The following is a 20,679-nucleotide window of genomic DNA, read 5'->3' as shown; positions in this document are numbered from 1 at the left end:
CGATGAATATATTAGTGATTGGGCGTGGTGGTCGTGAACATGCAATCGCCAAAAAATTACAGCAAGAAGACAAAGTCAAGACTGTTTATTGTGCACCAGGTAATCCTGGTATGAGTGGTGATAATATTCGGACCGTACCTATCAGTGAAGAGCAGCAAACGGAACTAATTCAATTTGCGAAGGATAATCAGATTGATTGGACATTCGTCGGACCAGAAACGCCATTAATTGAAGGGATTGTAGACGCCTTTCAAGCAGCGGGATTACTGATTTTTGGCCCGACAAAAGCAGCTGCAATTATTGAAGGTTCAAAAAGTTTTGCGAAAGATTTTATGCAAAAATACCAGATTCCAACGGCGGAATATCGGGTCTTTCGACGTTTGGCACCTGCCTTAGAATATATTGAACAGCAAGGCGTACCAATTGTTATTAAGGCAGATGGTTTGGCAGCTGGAAAAGGAGTAGTAGTTGCCGAAACAAAAGCAGCCGCAAAACGGGCGCTAGTTGCGATGATGGAGGACCAACAATTTGGAGCAAGCGGTCAAACGGTCGTAATCGAAGAATTTTTGCAAGGAGAAGAATTTTCCTTAATGGCCTTTGTTTCTAATGAGAAGGTGTATCCTATGGTGATTGCTCAAGATCATAAGCGGATTTTCGATGGGGATGCTGGGCCGAATACAGGGGGAATGGGCGCTTATACACCAGTGCCTCAGATCCCAGAAGAAGCGGTTCAGCAAGCCATTAGCCAAGTCCTGAAACCGACTGCTAAAGGAATGGTGGCTGAAAAACGTCCGTTTCAAGGGATTTTATATGCTGGTTTAATCCAAACAGCAACTGGCCCCAAGGTTATTGAATTTAATGCTCGATTTGGGGATCCAGAAACACAAGTTGTGTTGGCACGTTTAGAGAGTCCCCTTTCAGAAATAATTTCTTCATTGCTGGCGAAAGAGCAACCAACGATTGTATGGAATGAGTTAGCGAGTGTTGGTGTTGTTATAGCAGCAGAAGGCTATCCTAATCAATACAAGACAAATCTACCATTGCCCGAAATGTCTGGTGAAACCATCTATTATGCAGGGGTAACTCGTTCAGAACAGGCTCTGGTTTCGGCTGGCGGACGAATCTTTTTAGCAGAAGCAACTGCTTCGACTCTTGAAGAAGCCCGCAAAAAAGTTTATCAAACATTGGATAATTACTCATTTCCTGGAATGTACTATCGAAAAGATATAGGTGTGAAAGGCTTGATTTAGGATTTTTAAAAACAGAGGCAAGGACATTTAATCGAATGTTTCCTTGTCTTTTTTTTATTGCAAATTCAGATAGGGAGGCATAAACTGAAAGTATATCTATCATTAAATAGAGGAGAAAACTAAGATAATGAGAAACAAGCAGATTGAAAAAGTTAGTCAACGGTTGTTTATTGTTACAAGTGTCTTGGCAGTCAGTTTACTGTTATTAAGTGCGGTGGTTTATCCTGATTTACCAGCTCATGTGCCCATTCATGTGAATTTTTGGGGCAAGGGTAATTCGTTTGGCCCAACATATAGTATATTTATGTGGCCGGTGGTCCTGTTTGGCTTGAGTATTTATCAACGAAGTTATCAATCAGTACAACCATACGGTAGGTGGCTGAAGGTGTTCTTAATCATTGTTAATCTTGGCGCTTTGTTTAGTATTCTGCGTCTATTTATTCATTTGTTGGTTTGAAGGGGTCGAAAGGTGAGAGAATGAGAAAGTTAATTTTGGTTTTTGTGGTCTGTGCCATGGCCTTTTGTTTATGGCCTAATCAATCGGCGGCTGTAGCTGGTGGCTATGGCGGCGGACGTGTAGAAAGTCCTAGCGGAGGTAATCCCTCGAATGGTTTTTCGCCAGGCGGTGACGGATCAAGAAGTTATGTTTATCATAACGAGACCGGGACCAGCAACACAACGCCACTGGAAGGCTTAATTTCAACAGTGTTTTTTGTTCTTTTTGGGGGCACGATGATTTGGCAAAGACGCCGCAGAAATCAACCAGTCGATGAAGGAGCTTTTCAAGAAATGTGGGCAGCATTACCTGGAACATCAAAAGAAAAAAAGGCACTCTTAAAAGAAATACAACAAACGTTTTTAGAAATACAACAAGCGTGGGATCAAGAAAATTTGTCTGTAGTCAAAGATAACTATACAGAAAAACTTTATCAAAAACATCTTGCAGTATTACAAGAAAATCAACAAGCGGGCATCAGAAATCATGTAAAAAAAGTGAAAGTAGCGCCAGCTTCGAATTATCATCCTATTAGTGAAACCAGTTTTTCACTGATGCTTCATTTTTCTTGTATTGACTACGAGGAAGATACTCAAAGCGGTCGTGTTTTATCGGGATACAAGCATCAAAAACAATATTTTTCACAACTTTGGTATTTTGATTACAATCCATCTCTTGGAAAATGGCAAGCAGACTTCATTCAACCTAAAGGATAGTGCTAAAAAGCGCTTGGGGTTTAAACCCCAAGCGCTTTTTTATTCTTCGATGCGTTTTACAAGCTGTATTTTTTTATTTAATACGTAAATCAGGATACCGCCGACGGTCATTGAAAGAAGTTCACCAAGTCCAACGGTCAACCATGTGTACCAAAAAGGTAACTGATAAAAGAACGTTAAGGGTCCGGCGACAGTGAACATGGACAAAGCAAAAAGAATGGCCGTTAGCATTAGTTTAATCAATAAATTTTGCTGATTTTTTGTCGCAAAATAGGCAATCCATAAGACTGCGCACGTTCCAGCGCTACCGATAACTATATCGATGATACCAAGAGGTGAAGCGGTGTTGGCAATCGCAACCCCTAACGTAATGGACCAGATATATCGCTTGTTAAAAACGCCTAAATAATTAAATAATTCGGCAAGACGAAGCTGTATCGGACCAAAACTAAGCGGAGCGAGAAGTACAGTGACAACGACATACAAAGCGGTAACCAGCGCCATTTTAGCCAAAGCCGTAGCTGACCACGTACTGGTTTGTGGATTTGATGAATGATTCATTTAAGATTCTCCTTTATAAAACAACGACGTGTTTTAGTGATAACCATAACCAAAGGAAGGGCAGTAAAGCCAACTGAAGTGTTATGGTGTGAGTTGCCTCACTGTGTTACATGTTACTGAAGAACAGACACTCTGTAAAGTCTTTTTATTTCATGGTCCAACCACCATCAATGGTCATAACTGTGCCATGGATATAATCAGCGTCATCACTAGCTAGAAATAATGAAAGTTTTGCTACCTCTTGTGGCTGTGCCCAACGGCCCGCGGGTGTTTCACGTGCTACCCAAGTAGCCATTTCACCTTCTCCTGCAAAATCAGCTGCGTTCATGGGTGTTTGGATGGCACCTGGCGCAATCGCATTTGCTCGAATGCCTAATTTGGCATAATCGTAGGAAAGTTGTTTTGTATACCCGATGATTGCGTGTTTGGAGGCAGTGTATGCTGCGCCGCCGCCCCCAGCTACTAAGCCAGCGATAGATGCCATATTAACGATTACTCCTTTTTTTTGTTGGAGGAAATAAGGTAATAGAGCATTGGTCACTAAAAAGACACTTTTTAAATTGGTTGCTAAAATTTGATCCCATAAAGCTTCCGAAGTTTCTAGAGAAGGACGATAATCATCTAAAATACCTGCCGTATTTAATAAAATATCAATTTGGCCGTTGTCTTTCACAATTTGATTCATCGTGGCTTGCACAAATGAGGGAGAAGACACATCACCGACAAAATAAGTAAATGGCTTAGTAGAATCTGGATTAACCAGTGCGGCTGTCTGTTTTAACCCCGTTTCGTCTAGGTCGATGCCAATAACCTCAGCGCCCTGCTCAGCAAAGGCAATTGCTTGTGCTTGGCCAATCCCTGAAGCTGCACCAGTTACAAGCACCCGTTTTGTTTCAAATTCTTTTGGCATAAGAAAAACTCCTTTAAACATTTAAAAATTAAGGTCTGGAAGAACGAGCAATCGCCGTAATCTGCCAGACCTTATGTGTGTAGTTATGCTTCAACAATCACCCAATCTTCTGCTAAGATATCACAAGGTGTTGGTGAAAACATGCTGTAGCCTTCATCAGAAGTTTTGATTAAAAAATACGGGGTAACTTGTAAAAATTCACCTTCGGAGGTGCCAATTTCATCACGTAATTCAATAAAAAGTTCAAAACCGCTCCAGCCTTTACGTACGGCTTTTTTTCCTGCTTTAATCTGTGGCAATACTTCTTCAAATGTCATTTGCTTGTGCTCCTTTTTCGTTAAATGGTAGTTCGTGATAGCTTGTTGCGCCTTTTTCAATTGTCAACTGGCCGTTAAGTAGATCCGTCATTTCAGCTATAAATGTTTCTGTTGCTTGTTCATCTACTAAACAAATTAACTGAATAGACTCTGTGTAAATAGTTTCTTTAAGCGTGTAGGGACTATGTTCCAAAAAGGCTTGGGCTTTTCCTAATAAAGGATAGGCGATCGTAATCAATAGCTCTTGTTGCAATTTGCCAATGACTAAACCAATTTCATCTAAAGTGTGGGAAAGAGCATGACTATATGCTCGGATTAAACCACCAGTGCCTAATTTTATTCCGCCAAAATAACGAGTGACAACAGCCACTACGTTGATTAACTCTTTTTTCTTTAAGACTTCCAGCATTGGAACACCAGCAGTGCCACTAGGTTCGCCGTCATCGCTGCTCCGCTGAATGTCATTTTTTTCGCCGATCACAAAAGCACTACAATTATGATTGGCTTTCCAATGTTCTTTTTTTATTGCGGCGATAAAGGCTTTTGCTTCTTCTTCTGATGTTACGCGCTTTACAGAACAGATAAACCGCGATTTCTTGATTTCAATCTCGCTGAAACCATCTTGTTTGACTGTAATATAGCTTTCTAACATATGGGCATCCTTTTCTCTCGTAATAAAGTCAGTATAAAAAAGAATCAACTGAATAGCAACTTTTTCTCTCATCTTTTTTGTGAGATTTTTGGAAAAAAACGTTATAATAAGGTATGATAGAGAAAAGGGAGGCGCTGGAAAATGGTACATACACGACAGAAAAAATATGATACAATTACTCATTATTTGAAAACGAATGGCGGTTCCCAAGTTACTTTGACTTTTACTCAGTTTGATGAATTGTTATTCCCTCATTCTGGTTTACCAAAAACTGCTAAAACAGATGTCGATTGGTGGGCGAACGATTATAAGCATCCAGAAAAGGGCGCTTATGGTTGGTTGAATGCGAGTTACCAAGTAGTTCAAGTGAATTTGGAAAAAGAATATGTGGTATTTAATAAATTGCTGAAGTCAGCATGGTACGTTTAAACTAGGATTGTATCCGCTTTAAAAAACAAGAATGATTGACAAAAATTAACTTTACACTATAATATTTTTAATAGATAATGTTGAAAATTGAAAAAGGCAATGGTAAAAGGGGCTGTTAAAATGTCAAAAAAAACAATTATGTTAGTTTGCTCCGCAGGAATGAGTACTAGTTTACTTGTTACAAAAATGCAAAAAGCAGCATTTAATCAAGGCTTAGATGCCCATATATTTGCGGCTTCTGCATCGGAAGCAGAAACAAATTTAGAAAATAATCCAGTCGATGTGTTATTGTTAGGTCCACAAGTTCGTTATATGAAGAGTGATTTTGAAAAGCGTCTATCACCAAAAGGTATCCCAACAGATGTCATTAGCATGTCTGATTACGGCTTAATGAACGGGGAAAAAGTGCTGGAACAAGCCTTGGGTTTGTTAGCACAAGCAGATAAAAAAGAGTAAAAACAAGTTGTTTTTTCGAGAATCTTCGAAAAAGCAACTTGTCTTTTTTTATGACTTTAGTTAATTGGAATTGAGCTGAAGCAGTCATTCTGGTTTATCAGTTCCATAAATTATAGAGCCGAAATTAGTCCTGTGAGCTAGAGAAAGACAACTGTCTTTAATTTTTTACTTTAATCTAGATACTAAAAAAACATACTTAACAATCTATTTTCTGAATAATGAACGCCTTTTTCCGTAGTCTGAAAGTAGTAATTCAAAGAATGATTAACAATATTATTATATACAAGTCATTACAGTATGGCATAAGCAATTCGAATAACAGACTTATTCAGCAAATAAATGAGAGAGAATTCTGTTTTTGTTGTTTAAAAATAATGAGGTTATTTCATAAGGCATACTTTCTTCATACGTGATTTCTAAAGGACTATCTTTATCAAAAGAAATAATTTGTGAGTCAGGCATTGCAAGTAATATAGGTGAATGAGAGACAATAATAAACTGAGACCCCTCATCAATTAGTTTTTTTATAGATATCATTAAGGCTAGTTGGCGTTGAGGTGAGAGAGCCGCTTCAGGTTCATCTAACAGGTACAGACCATTTCCTCTAAACCGATGGTTCACCAGATTCAAAAAACTTTCGCCGTGTGATTGATGATGTAGGGATTTATCGCCATATTCAGAAAAATCTAAGTCTATATTTTCTGCATATGTAGCAACATTGTAGAAACTTTCAGCTCTTAAAAAGAAGCCATCCTTAGCACGCTTTACACTTTTTCCAACAGTTAAATAATTATGTAAATCCAAGTGAGTATCGTTTGTAGAGAAATTAAAATTAATACTACCGCCTTCAGGATTAAATCCCCAATTGACTGCGATTGCTTCTAATAAAGTGGATTTTCCAGTTCCATTTTCACCTGAAAAAAAAGTAATAGGTTTTTTAAAATTTAGTGAATTAAATTTATTCAGCCCTTCAATTTTTGAAAAAACAGAATCTTCTTCAAAAGCTTTGAGTTCTAGTCTTTTTAAAAAAATATTTTCCATGATAAAGCTTGCTCCTCTCTAGTCTTTTCAAATTAAAGCTTGAATTACTAGATATACTTTAACATTAATTTTTCTTTAAAGGTAGATAAATTTGTTATAAAAAATCTGCATATAGGTAAGTCGAAAGTGGAAGATTCGTGTAAACAATAAAGCGTATCAAGAGTTTGTTTAGTAGGTAACGACTAGATAAGAATAGAAAGATAACGGTGGGAGATTTCCTTTTTCGCAAAAAAGCTAGAGAAATGCGTATTTTATAAATGAGGTGGTTAACATGGAAGATTTGCATGGACGTAAAATAATTATTGAAGAAACAGAACGTTCAATACAGACAAAACTGGTTTATTTACCAACAATGCTAGAGCGTTCACCCCTAACAATTCAATGTCAGCGGTGCGGGGAAGTCGTATCCAAAAAAGAAAACAGACTGGCGACAAATGTATACTACTGTCATGCATGCATTCAATTAGGCCGTGTGACTTCTTGTCAAAAATTTTGTCATTTACCAGAAAGGCTCAATAGCCCAAGAACTGTCTTTTTTGAGTGGTCTGGACAATTAACAAAGGGACAGCAAGCGATCTCGGTTGAACTTTGTGAGACAGCAAAAGCAAGAGAGAATCGCTTAGTGTGGGCAGTTACAGGTGCAGGCAAAACAGAAATGTTATTTGCTGTTTTGCACCAAACCTTACAAGAAGGGGGGCGGATTGCGCTGGCTTCGCCGCGTGTCGATGTTTGCTTAGAACTGTTTCCCAGAATCCAAGCGGTTTTTCCTCACGAAGCAATTGCTTTACTTCATGGAAACAGTCAAGAAGCGTATCGTTATACGAAACTAGTGATTTGCACCACCCATCAATTATTGAAATTCCATCAAGCGTTTGATTTACTTATCGTTGATGAAGTCGACTCTTTTCCTTTTGTTAATAACGAGCATCTTTATTATGGAGTGCGTAACGCACGAAAAAAAAGAAGTAGTTTGGTGTACTTAACAGCAACCCCTACGAAAGAATTACGGAAGCTTTTACAGCAAAAGAAGTTAGCGGCCAGTATTTTGCCAGCAAGATATCATCGTAGGCCATTACCTGTGCCACGCCGATTTTGGGTTCAGTCGTGGCAACGTATTTCTACCAAAAATATTAAAATCATTGCACATCATTTGAAACGTTTATTGGTGCGTAATTCAGTTTTATTATTTTGCCCAAGCATTCCATTAATTCACCAATTGCATGCATTAATAGCTGAGCGATTTTCCGACAAAGAAGTTGTCGCCGTTTATGGTAGTGATGAGCTTCGCCTAGAAAAAGTTCAAGCAATGCGTCAGCAGAAAACGGATATTTTGATCACTACAACCATTTTAGAACGTGGTGTGACTTTTGATGCAGTCTCAGTTATTGTTTATGGTGCCAATCATCGAGTCTTCACTTCTTCAACACTTGTCCAAATTGCGGGCCGAGTCGATCGAAGACAAGAATTCAATTACGGCGAAGTTTTATTTTTACATGATGGGGAAACAAGAGACATGAAAGAGGCAATTCGGCAAATAAAGCAAATGAATCGCTTGGCTAGCAAACGAGGGATGTTAGATGGATTGTAAAAATTGCGCAAGCCCCATTCGTTTGGAGATAACATTAAAAATGCTCTTACGTTTTAAAAAATGGGCGAGGCCTTCACTTTGCCAACACTGCCAAGCAAAGTTCCAGAAACTGCCAATGACAGGCACTTGTTTTGGCTGTAGTCGCGTCAGCCAAGAGCGCTATTGTTTTGATTGTCAAAGGTGGCAGCTGCTTTATCCCGAGTATTCTTTTCATAATGCAGCGTTGTTTCATTATGATGAAGGAATGCAAGAGTGGATGGAACGCTATAAATTTCAAGGAGACTATCGCTTAAGAACGTGTTTTAATGAGGAAATCAACTCTTACTTTCGGCAACAATCTGCGGACTATATTATTCCGGTGCCCTTATCCGAAAAACGAATGCAAGAACGAGGCTTCAACCAAGTAATTGGCTTACTAGAAGCGGCTGATGTTACGTACAGCCCTTTTTTAATTAGAAAAGAGGAAAATGTTCCTCAATCTAAGAAAACTAGAAAGGAAAGGATGCAGTTGCAACAACCATTTGCCATCCAAAAAGAAAACCAAAAAAAATTAAAAAATTGTTCTGTTATTTTGGTGGATGACATCTATACCACTGGACGAACTCTTTTCCACGCAGCTGCTGTTATCAATGACTGTTATCCTAAAAGTTTGAATACGTTTACTCTCGCGCGGTAAAAAGAAAAGAATTCATAAATTTGATGACTATTTTGTTGGCAAAACCCAGATTATTCGATATAATGAAATTAAGAAGAAGGGAATTAAAGAGTGGTCCTTTAATCTTTTCTTTACTGGTAGATGAAAGGGGTAATTGTTATGTTTAGATATAATGTACGTGGAGAAAATATCGAGGTAACCGAAGCGATTCGAGACTATGTTGAGAAAAAAGTCGGTAAATTAGAAAGATATTTCAGCGATTCACCTGAAGCAACGGTTCACGTGAATTTGAAAGTGTACACTGAAAAAACAGCCAAAGTCGAGGTTACTATTCCTCTTCCTTATCTAGTTTTACGAGCTGAAGAAACGTCACCTGATTTATACGCAAGTATTGATTTGGTTGTCGATAAATTAGAACGACAAATTCGTAAATTTAAAACAAAAATCAACAGAAAATCTCGTGAAACAGGACGTAACAATACAAAAGCCGCTGTCTTCTTAGTTGGTGAAGAAACAGAAGAAACACCTTCAGAATTAGACATCGTTCGTACAAAACGTCTATCATTAAAACCGATGGACAGTGAAGAAGCTGTTTTACAAATGAACATGTTAGGACACAACTTCTTCATTTTTGAAGATGCTGAAACAAATGGAACAAGCATTGTTTACCGTCGTAAAGATGGCAAATATGGCTTGATTGAAACAGACTAAAGCTTAAAATAAGAGCTGAAATGCCTTCGTGCATTTCAGCTCTTTAAACATCTTTAAAGCACGGAGTAAAGAAAAAATAAAGAAATACATAAAATAACTTTAAAAGTTCCTCTTTTAAAGGAAAATGTCTGCAAAATAGAGAGAAATGGTTTTCTTTCTCGTCAAGTAATGATAAAATAAAACGGATAGATTGTGCTTCTTGTACAAAAAGGATACAAAAATAAAAAGAGGTAATTGAAAGGAACACAGATACCAATGGCAAATTTTTTGAAAAAAATGATTGAAAACGATAAAAAAGAATTAAGACGATTAGAAAAAATCGCCGATAAAATTGATGCACATGCAAGTGCAATGGAACAACTAAGCGATGAACAATTACGTGAAAAAACAGATGAATTTAAAGCCCGTTATCAAAAAGGGGAAACCTTAGACGAACTATTACCAGAAGCGTTTGCGGTTGTCCGTGAAGCTGCTAAACGAGTACTAGGTTTATTCCCATACCGTGTCCAATTAATGGGTGGGATTGTACTTCATGACGGGAACATTCCTGAAATGAGAACAGGTGAAGGGAAAACCTTGACTGCCACAATGCCTGTATACTTGAATGCACTATCTGGCGAAGGAGTACACGTTGTTACAGTTAATGAATACTTAGCAACCCGTGACTCTAACGAAATGGGAGAATTATATAATTTCTTAGGCTTAAGCGTTGGCTTAAACATTAACTCTAAATCTTCTGATGAAAAACGCGAAGCGTATAACTGTGATATCACTTATAGTACAAATAACGAATTAGGATTTGACTATTTGCGTGATAACATGGTTGTTTATCGCAGCCAAATGGTTCAACGTCCATTAAACTATGCAATTGTCGATGAAGTGGATTCAATCTTAATTGATGAAGCAAGAACCCCATTAATTATTTCTGGACAAGCTGAAAAATCGACAGCACTCTATACGCGTGCCGATAATTTTGTCAAACGCTTAAAAGAAGACGAAGATTACAAAATTGATATTCAGTCTAAAACAATTGGTTTAACAGAAGCAGGTATTGAAAAAGCTGAACAAACTTTCGGATTGGATAACCTGTACGATATTGAAAATACAGCATTAACGCACCATTTAGATCAAGCGTTACGGGCAAACTATATCATGTTACTAGACATTGATTACGTGGTTCAAGACAATAAAGTCTTAATTGTTGACCAATTTACTGGTCGTATCATGGATGGTCGTCGTTATTCTGATGGCTTGCATCAAGCGATTGAAGCAAAAGAAGGCGTCGAAATTGAAGATGAAACAAAAACAATGGCGACGATTACGTTCCAAAACTACTTCCGGATGTACAAAAAACTAGCCGGGATGACTGGTACTGCTAAAACAGAAGAAGAAGAATTCCGTGAAATTTACAATATTCAAGTCATTCAAATCCCAACCAATCGTCCAATTATCCGTGACGATCGTCCAGATTTACTTTATCCAACCTTAGAAAGTAAATTTAATGCAGTGGTGGAAGATATTAAAGAACGTTACCACAAAGGGCAACCAGTGTTGGTGGGGACTGTTGCGGTAGAAACGTCAGAATTACTTTCTGATAAATTAAACGCAGCTAAAATTCCTCATGAAGTATTAAATGCGAAAAATCACTTTAAAGAAGCCGAAATCATTATGAATGCCGGTCAAAAAGGCGCAGTTACAATTGCAACAAATATGGCTGGTCGTGGAACGGATATTAAACTTGGTTTAGGTGTACTTGAACTAGGTGGTCTAGCGGTTATCGGGACAGAACGTCATGAGTCACGTCGTATTGATAATCAGTTGCGTGGACGTGCAGGACGTCAAGGGGATCCAGGGGTTTCACAATTTTATTTATCTTTAGAAGATGACTTAATGAAACGCTTTGGTTCAGAACGAATTAAAACATTCTTAGAACGAATGAATGTGCAAGAAGAAGATGCAGTTATTCAAAGTAAAATGTTTACTCGCCAAGTAGAGTCTGCTCAAAAACGTGTGGAAGGAAATAACTATGACACACGTAAAAATGTCTTACAATACGATGACGTGATGCGCGAGCAACGTGAAGTTATTTATGCGCAACGACAAGAAGTAATTATGGAAGAAAATGACTTGTCTGATGTATTGATGGGCATGGTAAAACGGACGATTGGCCGAGTGGTGGATAGCCATACACAATTAGAAAAAGAAGAATGGAATTTAGATGGGATTGTCGATTTTGCAGCCTCAACACTTGTCCATGAAGATACGATTTCTAAAAAAGATTTAGAAAATAAATCAGCTGAAGAAATCAAAGACTACTTAGTGGCACGTGCGCAAGAAGTATTTGAAGAAAAATCTCAACAATTGAATGGCCAAGAACAATTGCTAGAATTTGAAAAAGTAGTCATCTTGCGTGTTGTCGATACTAAATGGACAGATCACATTGATGCAATGGATCAATTACGCCAATCTGTCGGGTTACGTGCGTACGGTCAAAACAACCCATTAGTAGAATATCAAACAGAAGGTTATTCTATGTATAACAATATGGTGGGTTCAATCGAATATGAAGTAACACGTTTATTCATGAAATCGGAAATTCGCCAAAATGTCCAACGTGAGCAAGTAGCTCAAGGACAAGCGGAACATCCAGAAACAGAACAAGATGCAGCTGCACAAAGCAACACAAGTGCGAAGCGTCAACCTGTGCGTGTAGATAAAAAAGTGGGCCGTAATGATTTATGCCCATGCGGAAGTGGCAAAAAATTCAAAAATTGTCATGGAAGAAACGCTTAATTAAAGAAAAAACGCAGGGTGGGGCAATTTGTCCCGCCTTTGCTCTTTTTACAATAAAAAGAAAGAAGGAATCATTTTGGAAAACCCAGAAATTCGTACATTATTAGACGAAATGACACAAAAAATTACTAGCTTCAGGAGGTCTCTTTGACTTAGACCAGTTAGAAGAAGACATTGCCGAGGCGGAAAATCGGATGGGAGAACCTGGTTTTTGGGACAACACAGAAACGGCTCAAAAGCTAATTAATGAAACCAATAGTTTGAAAGAAAAATATCAACAATTTCATCAGCTCTCTGAGGAACTTGACGAATTAACGGTGATGTTTGAATTACAACAAGAAGAATATGATGCAGAGATTCAAGAAGAATTGGGAGAAAGAATTCATCTCTTGCAAGAACGTTTAACAACGTATGAGCTATCCTTACTACTAAATGAGCCATATGATCATAATAACGCCCTAATTGAATTACACCCTGGTGCCGGTGGTACTGAATCACAAGATTGGGGAAGTATGCTTTTACGAATGTACACACGTTGGGCAGAAAGTCACGGTTTCCAAGTTGAAACGTTGGATTACCAAGCTGGAGATGAAGCAGGGATTAAAAGTGTCACCTTATTAATCAAAGGTTACAATGCTTATGGCTACCTAAAATCTGAAAAAGGTGTCCATCGCCTTGTGCGAATTTCGCCCTTTGATTCCGCCAAACGCCGTCATACTTCGTTTTGTTCAGTTGATGTAATGCCTGAATTAGACGATACAATAGAGATTGCGATCAATCCAGATGACTTAAAAATTGATACCTATCGAGCAAGTGGTGCCGGTGGTCAACATATTAATAAAACAGAATCGGCTGTTCGAATCACACATATTCCAACAGGCACCGTTGTCGCAAGCCAAGCACAACGTTCTCAATTAAAAAACCGTGAGCAAGCAATGAGTATGTTAAAAGCCAAATTATATCAATTGGAAATGGAAAAGAAAGCCCAAGAAGCAGCAAGTTTACGTGGTGAACAAATGGAAATTGGCTGGGGCTCACAAATCCGTTCTTACGTGTTCCATCCGTATTCAATGGTCAAAGACCATCGGACAAATTACGAAACCGGCAATGTACAAGCTGTGATGGATGGAGACCTTGATGGTTTCATTGATGCCTACTTAAAACAGCGCTTACGTTAAGCTCTTCATTAAATTGAAATAAAAATGTAACTTAATGCAAGAAGTTTGCAATATTCACATGTTATAATAAGTAGGATTGAAGAAAAAAGAGATGGAGAGAACGCCATGATTGAAATGAAAGATGTAATGAAGAAATATTCGAATGGTACAACAGCGATTCGGAATATTTCAGTAGAGATTGACCAAGGCGAGTTCGTCTATGTGGTTGGTCCCTCAGGTGCAGGGAAATCAACCTTTATTAGATTAATGTATCGTGAAGAAAAAGCAACAAAAGGTAATTTGACAGTTGCAGGTCATGATTTAATGAAAATAAAAAATAAAGAAGTTCCTTATTTACGTCGTGAAATCGGCATCGTTTTCCAAGACTATAAACTATTACCAAAGAAAACTGTGTATGAGAACGTGGCCTATGCGATGCAAGTTATCGGACGACGTCCTCGCGAAATCAAAAAACGCGTGATGGAAGTTTTAGATTTAGTCGGTCTAAAACATAAGGTACGTGTTTTTCCAAGCGAACTTTCTGGTGGGGAACAGCAACGGGTATCCATTGCACGAGCAATCGTAAATACACCGAAAGTTTTAATTGCCGATGAACCAACTGGGAACTTAGATCCAGAGAATTCATGGGAAATCATGAAATTGTTGGACCGGATTAACGCACAAGGAACAACAGTCGTGATGGCAACGCATAATAGTACAATTGTAAATACGATTCGTCACCGTGTTATTGCCATTGAAAATGGTCGCATTATCCGTGACCAAGTGGAAGGAGAATACGGCTACGATGATTAGAACATTCTTTTCTCATTTATTTGAAAGTATCAAAAGTTTAAAACGGAACGGTTGGATGACTGTTGCTTCAGCAAGTGCGGTTACAATTACATTAGTTTTAGTTGGTATTTTTATGGGCGTTATTTTTAATGCAACGAAACTTGCTGATGATGTCGAAAAAAACGTGACAGTGTCTGTTTTTGTCGATATTGGTACAAAACAAAATGAAATGAAAACATTAGAAAAACAACTTAAAGGATTAGACAATGTTGAAGATATTTCTTATTCAAACAAAGATCAACAATTGAAAAAAATCCAAGAACAAATGGGGGATGCCTGGAATCTTTTCGAAGGCGACAGTAACCCATTATACGATGTGTATTATGTCCGTGCGAAAACACCAGAAGACACGAAAGATATTGCGAAACAAGCAGCTAAATTCCCAAGTGTTTTTAAAGCCGATTACGGTGGTGTAAACTCAGACAAAATCTTTAAAATCGCTCAAACCGTTCGAACTTGGGGCTTAGCAGCTGCTGCATTACTTTTATTCGTTGCAGTGTTCTTAATTTCCAATACCATTCGGATTACGATTTTATCTCGTCAAAAAGAAATCCAAATTATGCGTCTTGTAGGAGCGAAAAACAGTTTCATTCGTTGGCCGTTCTTCTTAGAAGGTGCTTGGATTGGGTTGATTGGCGCAATCGTGCCAGTCATTATTATGACGTTAGGCTACCATCAAGTTTATAACATGTTCAACCCGCAGTTATTGCGTTCGAATTATTCATTAATTCGTCCAGAAGATTTTATCTGGAAAGTCAATCTATTAATGATTGCAACAGGAATGATTATTGGATCACTAGGTTCAGTTATTTCAATGCGTCGTTTCTTGAAAATTTAAACGAAAAAAAGCTCTCCATTTTGGAGAGCTTTTTTTGTTTTAGTTTTAAAATACTTGTTATTTAATTTAAGAGTTTTCTCAGTTGTACCAACAAATTGATAACTTATAATTTTCAAGTCCTACATATAATGGTAAAATAGAATAGATTGAAATTAATTGGAGGAATAATGAATCGATGAAAAAAAGATTGCTATTATTTATTGGTTTGGCAAGTATACTTACTTTGACAGGATGTGCAAAATGGATTGATCGTGGTGAATCCATCACAGCGGTAGGCTCATCAGCTTTACAACCATTAGTAGAGACAGCGAGTGAGGAATATCAAAGCCAAAATCCGGGAAGATTTATTAATGTCCAAGGTGGCGGAAGCGGAACAGGTTTGAGTCAAGTCCAATCTGGCGCGGTAGACATTGGTAATTCTGATTTATTTGCAGAAGAGAAAAAGGGCATCAAAGCGGAAGACCTAATTGATCATAAAGTTGCTGTCGTTGGGATTACACCAATCGTTAACAAAAATGTCGGTGTCAAAGATATCTCAATGGAAAATTTAAAGAAAATCTTTTTAGGTGAAGTAACAAACTGGAAAGAACTTGGTGGGAAAGACCAAAAAATTGTTATTTTGAACAGAGCGGCCGGTAGTGGTACGCGTGCGACTTTTGAAAAATGGGTCTTGGGAGATAAAACAGCCATTCGTGCGCAAGAACAAGATTCCAGCGGCATGGTTCGTTCCATTGTTTCTGATACACCAGGAGCGATTAGTTATACCGCATTTTCATATGTTACTGATGAAGTAGCTACGTTAAGTATTGATGGTGTTCAGCCAACAGATGAAAATGTAATGAACAATAAATGGATTATTTGGTCTTATGAACATATGTACACCCGTAAAAATCCAAGTGATTTAACCAAAGAGTTTTTAGACTTTATGTTGTCAGATGATATCCAAGAACGTGTGATTGGTCAATTAGGGTATATTCCTGTTTCGAAAATGGAAATTGAACGGGATTGGCAAGGAAATGTCATTAAGTAATTCTCTTAACACAAAATTTACAAACTTAACATAAAATTTACATGTTATTAAAAACAAATTGATGTAAAAAAGGTACACTATTTTTATCTGTAAAAGTTGGATTGTTTGAGGAGGAAATATTCTTGGAAGATGTACAGAAAAAATTATTAACAAAATCGAAAAGAGCCAAGATGGAGCAACGAGGGAAATTTATTAGTTTCCTATGTATTGCCTTAATTGTAGCAGTGGTTGTTTCAATTTTCTATTTTGTTGCAAGTAAAGGACTTGCTACATTCTTTAAAGATAAGATTAATGTGTTTGATTTCTTATTTGGAACAAACTGGAACCCAAGTGATATCGGCGCAGACGGTAAACCTATGGTTGGGGCTTTACCAATGATTGCGGGTTCCTTTATTGTAACGTTTTTGTCAGCGATTGTTGCGACGCCATTTGCGATTGGAGCGGCTGTTTTTATGACAGAAATTTCACCTAAAAAAGGAGCGAAATTTTTACAACCAGTTATTGAATTACTTGTAGGGATTCCCTCTGTTGTTTATGGATTTATTGGCTTATCTGTCATTGTTCCTTTTGTCCGTTCAATCTTTGGCGGAACTGGCTTCGGTATTTTAGCTGGTACGTTTGTGCTATTTGTCATGATTTTACCAACGGTTACTACGATGACCGTAGATGCATTAAAAGCTGTGCCTCGACATTATCGTGAAGCGTCGTTGGCGCTTGGTGCTACGCGTTGGCAAACGATTTATAAAGTTGTCTTGCGGGCAGCTGTGCCTGGTATTTTAACTGCGGTTGTCTTTGGTATGGCTCGTGCGTTTGGTGAAGCCTTAGCAATCCAAATGGTAATCGGAAATGCAGCTGTGATGCCAACTAGTTTGACAACACCAGCTTCGACACTAACAAGTATTTTGACAATGGGGATTGGGAATACAATTATGGGAACAGTTGAAAACAACGTTCTTTGGTCTTTAGCCTTGATTCTATTGTTGATGTCTTTACTATTCAACATTGTTATCCGAATTATCGGTAAGAGAGGAGCCTTAAAATAATGAATGCAAAAAAAGCAGATAAAATCGCAACAGGTATCTTATATGCCGTATCTGGCGTCATTGTTTTAATTTTGGCGGCCTTACTGATTTACATTTTAGCTAGAGGAATTCCACATATTTCGTGGGAATTTTTAACACAACCATCCAGAGCCTATCAAGTTGGTGGTGGGATTGGTATTCAGCTTTTTAACTCACTATATTTACTATTGATTACAATGATTATTAGTATTCCAATTTCATTGGGTGCTGGAATTTACTTATCGGAATATGCGAAAAAGAATTGGTTAACTGATTTAATTCGTACCTCGATTGAAATTTTAAGTTCATTGCCTTCCGTTGTTGTGGGGCTGTTCGGCTTCTTGATTTTCGTTGTACAAATCGGATATGGCTTTTCAATCTTATCAGGTGCGTTAGCATTAACATTTTTTAACTTACCATTATTGACTAGAAATGTTGAGGAATCTTTGAAAGCCATTCATTATACACAGCGTGAAGCGGGGTTAGCCTTAGGTCTTTCACGTTGGGAAACAGTTAAAAAAGTTATTTTGCCAGAAGCATTACCAGGAATTTTGACAGGTGTTATTTTGAGTTCTGGTCGGATTTTCGGTGAAGCCGCTGCGTTAATTTATACAGCAGGACAAAGCGCACCTGCCTTAGATTTCAGTAATTGGAATCCATTGAGCGTTTCAAGTCCAATTAGCATTTTCCGTCAAGCGGAAACGTTGGCTGTGCATATTTGGAAAATTAATACCGAAGGAACGATGCCAGATGGCGCTGCGGTCTCAGCAGGTGCCTCCGCTGTGTTAATTTTAGTAGTTTTACTTTTCAATTTCGGCGCTCGTTTTATCGGCAACCGTCTTTATAAGAGAATGACATCAGCTTAATGTTAGGGGAATTAGCATGAAAGAATACAATTTAAATGATACCCATTTACTTCAACTAGATAGCCAAAAAGACCCGATTGCGTTACACACGGAAGACTTACATGTCTTTTACGGGGACAATGAGGCTATCAAAGGTGTTGATTTGCAATTTGAAAAGAACAAAATAACCGCCTTAATTGGACCTTCTGGTTGCGGTAAATCCACGTATTTACGTTCGCTAAATCGTATGAACGATGGCATTGCCAATTCACGTGTTACTGGAAAAATTATGTATAAAGATGTCGATGTCAATACGAAAGAAGTTGACGTCTACGAAATGAGAAAACGCATTGGCATGGTTTTTCAGCGGCCCAATCCATTTAGTAAATCTATCTATGAAAATATCACATTCGCATTGAAACAGCATGGTGAAAAGGATAAGAAAAAATTAGATGAAATCGTTGAAACAAGTTTGAAGCAAGCCGCACTTTGGGATCAAGTGAAAGATAACTTAAACAAAAGCGCCTTAGCTCTGTCTGGTGGGCAACAACAACGTTTGTGTATCGCTCGGGCAATTGCGATGAAACCAGATATTTTATTGTTAGATGAACCGGCAAGCGCGTTAGATCCGATTTCAACAGGAACGGTTGAAGAAACGTTAGTGAATTTAAAAGATGATTACACGATCATCATTGTGACACATAACATGCAACAAGCGGCGCGGATTAGTGACTATACAGCTTTCTTCTATATGGGTAAAGTCATTGAATACGACCATACAAGAAAAATCTTTACACGACCAAAAATTCAAGCAACGGAAGACTACGTTTCAGGACATTTTGGTTAGGAGGAGCAAGATGGGCAAAGAAATTATTTCATCAAAAGATTTACATTTATATTACGGGAAAAAAGAAGCATTGAAAGGCATTGATTTAACTTTTAATCAAGGAGAATTAACTGCCATGATTGGTCCTTCTGGTTGCGGGAAGTCAACGTATTTACGTTGCTTGAATCGTATGAATGATTTAATCCCAGACGTAACTATTACTGGAAGTGTCGTCTATAAAGGAAAAGATATTTATGGACCGAAAACAGATAACGTTGAATTACGTAAAGAAATTGGCATGGTTTTCCAACAACCTAATCCATTTCCGTTTTCAGTTTATGAAAATGTGATTTATGGCTTGCGCCTAAAAGGAGTCAAAGACAAGCAAGTCTTAGATGAAGCAGTTGAAACCAGTTTGAAAGCTGCTGCCGTTTGGGAGGATGTCAAAGATAAACTTCACAAAAGTGCACTTTCACTTTCTGGTGGACAACAACAGCGGGTTTGTATCGCTCGTGTTTTAGCTGTGGAACCGGATATTATTTTATTAGATGAACCAACTAGCGCCTTGGACCCAGTTTCTAGTGGTAAAATTGAAAACATGCTGTTAACATTAAAAGAGAAATATACCATGATTATGGTGACACATAATATGTCACAAGCATCACGGATCTCTGATAAAACGGCCTTCTTTTTACAAGGTGATTTAATTGAATTTAATGACACGAAAAAAGTGTTTTTAAATCCAAAAGAAAAACAAACAGAAGATTACATTTCTGGTAAATTTGGTTAAAAGGGGGAAAAAGAATGTTACGGACACAATTTGAAGAAGAACTATTGAATCTGCACAATCAATTTTATGAAATGGGTATGATGGTTAGTAGTGCCGTCCATAAATCCGTGAAGGCATATATTAATCATGATAAAAAATTGGCTCAAGAAGTGATTGATCGCGATATTGAAATTAATGATATGGAAGTCAAACTTGAGAAAAAGAGTTTTGAAATGATTGCGTTACAACAACCAGTGACAACAGACTTACGTATGATTATTACTGTTATGAAAGCTAGTTCGGATTTAGAAAGAATGGCGGACCATGCCGTTTCAATTGCTAAATCAACGATTCGCTTAAAAGGAGAAACACGTATTCCTGAAATCGAAAAAGAAATTTCAGATATGTCTGATTATGTGAAAAAAATGGTGGATAATGTTTTAATCGCCTATGTTAAAACGGATCAAAAAGATGCACGAATGATTGCACAAATGGATGATCGTACTAATGAATATTTCGATAGTATTTACAAACATGCCGTAGAAGCAATGAAAGCTAATCCAGAAACGGTCATTAGCGGAACTGATTATCTACATGTGGCACAATACTTGGAAAGAATTGGCGACTATGTCACAAATATTTGTGAGTGGATTGTTTACTTGGCAACTGGTAAAATTACCGAATTGAATAGTAATCGTGACGAACAATTTTAAGAAAAACAAATAA

Annotated in this window: 23 protein-coding genes; 18 read left to right on the top strand and 5 right to left on the bottom strand. The window is 37.8% G+C overall.

From position 1 onward, the window contains the following. Positions 1 to 2: 2 nt before the first annotated feature. The 3 genes from purD to IGK72_RS07590 all read left to right on the top strand — a co-directional run bounded on the left by purD (position 3) and on the right by IGK72_RS07590 (position 2,462). Complete coding sequence (gene purD / locus IGK72_RS07600; protein ID WP_023895649.1) at positions 3 to 1,250, top strand: phosphoribosylamine--glycine ligase; 1,248 nt, start codon at positions 3 to 5, stop codon at positions 1,248 to 1,250. 127 nt (positions 1,251 to 1,377) lie between these two features. After that, a complete protein-coding gene (locus IGK72_RS07595) occupies positions 1,378 to 1,707 on the top strand; it encodes a DUF1648 domain-containing protein (RefSeq protein WP_002397372.1) in 330 nt (109 codons plus the stop codon). Positions 1,708 to 1,727: 20 nt separating this feature from the next. Next, positions 1,728 to 2,462, top strand: coding sequence for a TIM44-like domain-containing protein (locus IGK72_RS07590; protein ID WP_023895650.1), 735 nt, complete (start codon positions 1,728 to 1,730; stop codon positions 2,460 to 2,462). A gap of 39 nt (positions 2,463 to 2,501) precedes the next feature. Here IGK72_RS07590 and IGK72_RS07585 read toward each other — a convergent pair whose 3' ends face one another. The 4 genes from IGK72_RS07585 to IGK72_RS07570 all read right to left on the bottom strand — a co-directional run bounded on the left by IGK72_RS07585 (position 2,502) and on the right by IGK72_RS07570 (position 4,902). Continuing rightward, positions 2,502 to 3,023, bottom strand: a complete 522-nt coding sequence (locus tag IGK72_RS07585; protein WP_002385866.1) for a QueT transporter family protein — start codon at positions 3,021 to 3,023, stop codon at positions 2,502 to 2,504. Between the two features lie 145 nt (positions 3,024 to 3,168). Further along, on the bottom strand, positions 3,169 to 3,954 hold the full coding sequence (locus IGK72_RS07580; protein ID WP_031324501.1) for a 3-oxoacyl-ACP reductase: 786 nt from the start codon (positions 3,952 to 3,954) through the stop codon (positions 3,169 to 3,171). Between the two features lie 62 nt (positions 3,955 to 4,016). Beyond that, complete coding sequence (locus IGK72_RS07575; RefSeq protein ID WP_267580214.1) at positions 4,017 to 4,250, bottom strand: DUF2829 domain-containing protein; 234 nt, start codon at positions 4,248 to 4,250, stop codon at positions 4,017 to 4,019. Beyond that, positions 4,240 to 4,902, bottom strand: a complete 663-nt coding sequence (locus IGK72_RS07570; protein WP_002357285.1) for a YigZ family protein — start codon at positions 4,900 to 4,902, stop codon at positions 4,240 to 4,242. Before IGK72_RS07570 ends, IGK72_RS07575 begins: the two co-directional genes overlap by 11 nt. A 141-nt stretch (positions 4,903 to 5,043) precedes the next feature. Here IGK72_RS07570 and IGK72_RS07565 point away from each other — a divergent pair, with 141 nt between their 5' ends. Together IGK72_RS07565 and IGK72_RS07560 are read left to right on the top strand one after the other, a co-directional pair. After that, positions 5,044 to 5,331 carry a DUF7662 domain-containing protein gene (locus IGK72_RS07565; RefSeq protein ID WP_002357286.1) on the top strand — a complete coding sequence of 96 codons (288 nt, stop codon included), beginning with the start codon at positions 5,044 to 5,046 and terminating at the stop codon, positions 5,329 to 5,331. Positions 5,332 to 5,451: 120 nt separating this feature from the next. Further along, positions 5,452 to 5,787, top strand: a complete 336-nt coding sequence (locus tag IGK72_RS07560) for a PTS sugar transporter subunit IIB (protein ID WP_002360150.1) — start codon at positions 5,452 to 5,454, stop codon at positions 5,785 to 5,787. Positions 5,788 to 6,111: 324 nt separating this feature from the next. On the opposite strand, the gene IGK72_RS07555 is transcribed toward IGK72_RS07560, so the two are convergent. Beyond that, positions 6,112 to 6,828, bottom strand: a complete 717-nt coding sequence (locus tag IGK72_RS07555; RefSeq protein WP_002357289.1) for an AAA family ATPase — start codon at positions 6,826 to 6,828, stop codon at positions 6,112 to 6,114. 271 nt (positions 6,829 to 7,099) lie between these two features. Here IGK72_RS07555 and IGK72_RS07550 point away from each other — a divergent pair, with 271 nt between their 5' ends. From IGK72_RS07550 to phoU, 13 genes are all read left to right on the top strand, one after another. Next, complete coding sequence (locus IGK72_RS07550; protein ID WP_033786263.1) at positions 7,100 to 8,416, top strand: DEAD/DEAH box helicase; 1,317 nt, start codon at positions 7,100 to 7,102, stop codon at positions 8,414 to 8,416. Continuing rightward, positions 8,406 to 9,092 carry a ComF family protein gene (locus tag IGK72_RS07545; RefSeq protein ID WP_430619596.1) on the top strand — a complete coding sequence of 229 codons (687 nt, stop codon included), beginning with the start codon at positions 8,406 to 8,408 and terminating at the stop codon, positions 9,090 to 9,092. Before IGK72_RS07550 ends, IGK72_RS07545 begins: the two co-directional genes overlap by 11 nt. A 138-nt stretch (positions 9,093 to 9,230) precedes the next feature. Next, the gene (gene hpf / locus IGK72_RS07540) at positions 9,231 to 9,782 is read left to right on the top strand and encodes a ribosome hibernation-promoting factor, HPF/YfiA family (protein ID WP_002357293.1); all 552 of its coding nucleotides are present in this window, start codon (positions 9,231 to 9,233) and stop codon (positions 9,780 to 9,782) included. A 255-nt stretch (positions 9,783 to 10,037) separates the two neighbouring features. Beyond that, positions 10,038 to 12,575 carry a preprotein translocase subunit SecA gene (gene secA / locus IGK72_RS07535; RefSeq protein ID WP_002381826.1) on the top strand — a complete coding sequence of 846 codons (2,538 nt, stop codon included), beginning with the start codon at positions 10,038 to 10,040 and terminating at the stop codon, positions 12,573 to 12,575. Between the two features lie 76 nt (positions 12,576 to 12,651). Continuing rightward, a protein-coding gene (prfB, locus tag IGK72_RS07530; protein ID WP_165548481.1) for a peptide chain release factor 2 occupies positions 12,652 to 13,753 on the top strand; the annotation gives its coding sequence in 2 pieces (ribosomal slippage) (positions 12,652 to 12,723 and positions 12,725 to 13,753; 1,101 coding nt in all). A gap of 105 nt (positions 13,754 to 13,858) precedes the next feature. Continuing rightward, positions 13,859 to 14,545, top strand: coding sequence for a cell division ATP-binding protein FtsE (ftsE, locus tag IGK72_RS07525; protein ID WP_002361935.1), 687 nt, complete (start codon positions 13,859 to 13,861; stop codon positions 14,543 to 14,545). Then, positions 14,538 to 15,422: a permease-like cell division protein FtsX gene (ftsX, locus tag IGK72_RS07520; RefSeq protein WP_002360154.1), complete on the top strand. Its 885-nt coding sequence runs from the start codon at positions 14,538 to 14,540 to the stop codon at positions 15,420 to 15,422. The genes ftsE and ftsX overlap by 8 nt, the downstream gene beginning before the upstream one ends. A gap of 175 nt (positions 15,423 to 15,597) precedes the next feature. Next, on the top strand, positions 15,598 to 16,452 hold the full coding sequence (locus tag IGK72_RS07515; RefSeq protein WP_002357298.1) for a phosphate ABC transporter substrate-binding protein PstS: 855 nt from the start codon (positions 15,598 to 15,600) through the stop codon (positions 16,450 to 16,452). Positions 16,453 to 16,574: 122 nt separating this feature from the next. Then, positions 16,575 to 17,495 carry a phosphate ABC transporter permease subunit PstC gene (pstC, locus tag IGK72_RS07510; protein ID WP_002357299.1) on the top strand — a complete coding sequence of 307 codons (921 nt, stop codon included), beginning with the start codon at positions 16,575 to 16,577 and terminating at the stop codon, positions 17,493 to 17,495. After that, positions 17,495 to 18,379 (top strand): phosphate ABC transporter permease PstA, encoded by an 885-nt coding sequence (gene pstA / locus IGK72_RS07505; RefSeq protein WP_002357300.1) that lies wholly within the window; start codon positions 17,495 to 17,497, stop codon positions 18,377 to 18,379. The genes pstC and pstA overlap by 1 nt, the downstream gene beginning before the upstream one ends. A 16-nt stretch (positions 18,380 to 18,395) precedes the next feature. Next, positions 18,396 to 19,205, top strand: coding sequence for a phosphate ABC transporter ATP-binding protein PstB (gene pstB, locus IGK72_RS07500; protein ID WP_002357302.1), 810 nt, complete (start codon positions 18,396 to 18,398; stop codon positions 19,203 to 19,205). A gap of 10 nt (positions 19,206 to 19,215) precedes the next feature. Further along, the gene (gene pstB, locus IGK72_RS07495; protein ID WP_002357303.1) at positions 19,216 to 19,974 is read left to right on the top strand and encodes a phosphate ABC transporter ATP-binding protein PstB; all 759 of its coding nucleotides are present in this window, start codon (positions 19,216 to 19,218) and stop codon (positions 19,972 to 19,974) included. A 14-nt stretch (positions 19,975 to 19,988) separates the two neighbouring features. Continuing rightward, positions 19,989 to 20,666 (top strand): phosphate signaling complex protein PhoU, encoded by a 678-nt coding sequence (phoU, locus tag IGK72_RS07490; RefSeq protein ID WP_002357304.1) that lies wholly within the window; start codon positions 19,989 to 19,991, stop codon positions 20,664 to 20,666. The last annotated feature ends 13 nt before the right edge of the window (positions 20,667 to 20,679 follow it).

The sequence above is a fragment of the Enterococcus sp. DIV0183 genome, from assembly GCF_050541505.1.
In the GTDB taxonomy this organism is placed as follows: Bacteria; Bacillota; Bacilli; order Lactobacillales; family Enterococcaceae; genus Enterococcus; species Enterococcus faecalis.
The sequence above is the reverse complement of the archived record's forward strand: the minus strand, read 5'-3'. Positions and strand labels throughout refer to the sequence as shown.

Excerpts from the sequence above, each read along its gene's own strand:
- hpf (WP_002357293.1), top strand. The coding sequence starts at position 9,231 with ATGTTTAGATATAATGTACGTGGAGAAAATATCGAGGTAACCGAAGCG.
- ftsE (WP_002361935.1), top strand. The coding sequence starts at position 13,859 with ATGATTGAAATGAAAGATGTAATGAAGAAATATTCGAATGGTACAACA.
- IGK72_RS07575 (WP_267580214.1), bottom strand. The coding sequence starts at position 4,250 with ATGACATTTGAAGAAGTATTGCCACAGATTAAAGCAGGAAAAAAAGCC.
- IGK72_RS07585 (WP_002385866.1), bottom strand. The coding sequence starts at position 3,023 with ATGAATCATTCATCAAATCCACAAACCAGTACGTGGTCAGCTACGGCT.
- pstB (WP_002357303.1), top strand. The coding sequence starts at position 19,216 with ATGGGCAAAGAAATTATTTCATCAAAAGATTTACATTTATATTACGGG.
- pstB (WP_002357302.1), top strand. The coding sequence starts at position 18,396 with ATGAAAGAATACAATTTAAATGATACCCATTTACTTCAACTAGATAGC.
- phoU (WP_002357304.1), top strand. The coding sequence starts at position 19,989 with ATGTTACGGACACAATTTGAAGAAGAACTATTGAATCTGCACAATCAA.
- IGK72_RS07560 (WP_002360150.1), top strand. The coding sequence starts at position 5,452 with ATGTCAAAAAAAACAATTATGTTAGTTTGCTCCGCAGGAATGAGTACT.
- pstA (WP_002357300.1), top strand. The coding sequence starts at position 17,495 with ATGAATGCAAAAAAAGCAGATAAAATCGCAACAGGTATCTTATATGCC.
- IGK72_RS07545 (WP_430619596.1), top strand. The coding sequence starts at position 8,406 with ATGGATTGTAAAAATTGCGCAAGCCCCATTCGTTTGGAGATAACATTA.
- IGK72_RS07570 (WP_002357285.1), bottom strand. The coding sequence starts at position 4,902 with ATGTTAGAAAGCTATATTACAGTCAAACAAGATGGTTTCAGCGAGATT.
- secA (WP_002381826.1), top strand. The coding sequence starts at position 10,038 with ATGGCAAATTTTTTGAAAAAAATGATTGAAAACGATAAAAAAGAATTA.
- ftsX (WP_002360154.1), top strand. The coding sequence starts at position 14,538 with ATGATTAGAACATTCTTTTCTCATTTATTTGAAAGTATCAAAAGTTTA.
- IGK72_RS07515 (WP_002357298.1), top strand. The coding sequence starts at position 15,598 with ATGAAAAAAAGATTGCTATTATTTATTGGTTTGGCAAGTATACTTACT.
- IGK72_RS07565 (WP_002357286.1), top strand. The coding sequence starts at position 5,044 with ATGGTACATACACGACAGAAAAAATATGATACAATTACTCATTATTTG.
- IGK72_RS07595 (WP_002397372.1), top strand. The coding sequence starts at position 1,378 with ATGAGAAACAAGCAGATTGAAAAAGTTAGTCAACGGTTGTTTATTGTT.
- IGK72_RS07555 (WP_002357289.1), bottom strand. The coding sequence starts at position 6,828 with ATGGAAAATATTTTTTTAAAAAGACTAGAACTCAAAGCTTTTGAAGAA.
- IGK72_RS07580 (WP_031324501.1), bottom strand. The coding sequence starts at position 3,954 with ATGTTTAAAGGAGTTTTTCTTATGCCAAAAGAATTTGAAACAAAACGG.
- IGK72_RS07590 (WP_023895650.1), top strand. The coding sequence starts at position 1,728 with ATGAGAAAGTTAATTTTGGTTTTTGTGGTCTGTGCCATGGCCTTTTGT.
- IGK72_RS07550 (WP_033786263.1), top strand. The coding sequence starts at position 7,100 with ATGGAAGATTTGCATGGACGTAAAATAATTATTGAAGAAACAGAACGT.
- purD (WP_023895649.1), top strand. The coding sequence starts at position 3 with ATGAATATATTAGTGATTGGGCGTGGTGGTCGTGAACATGCAATCGCC.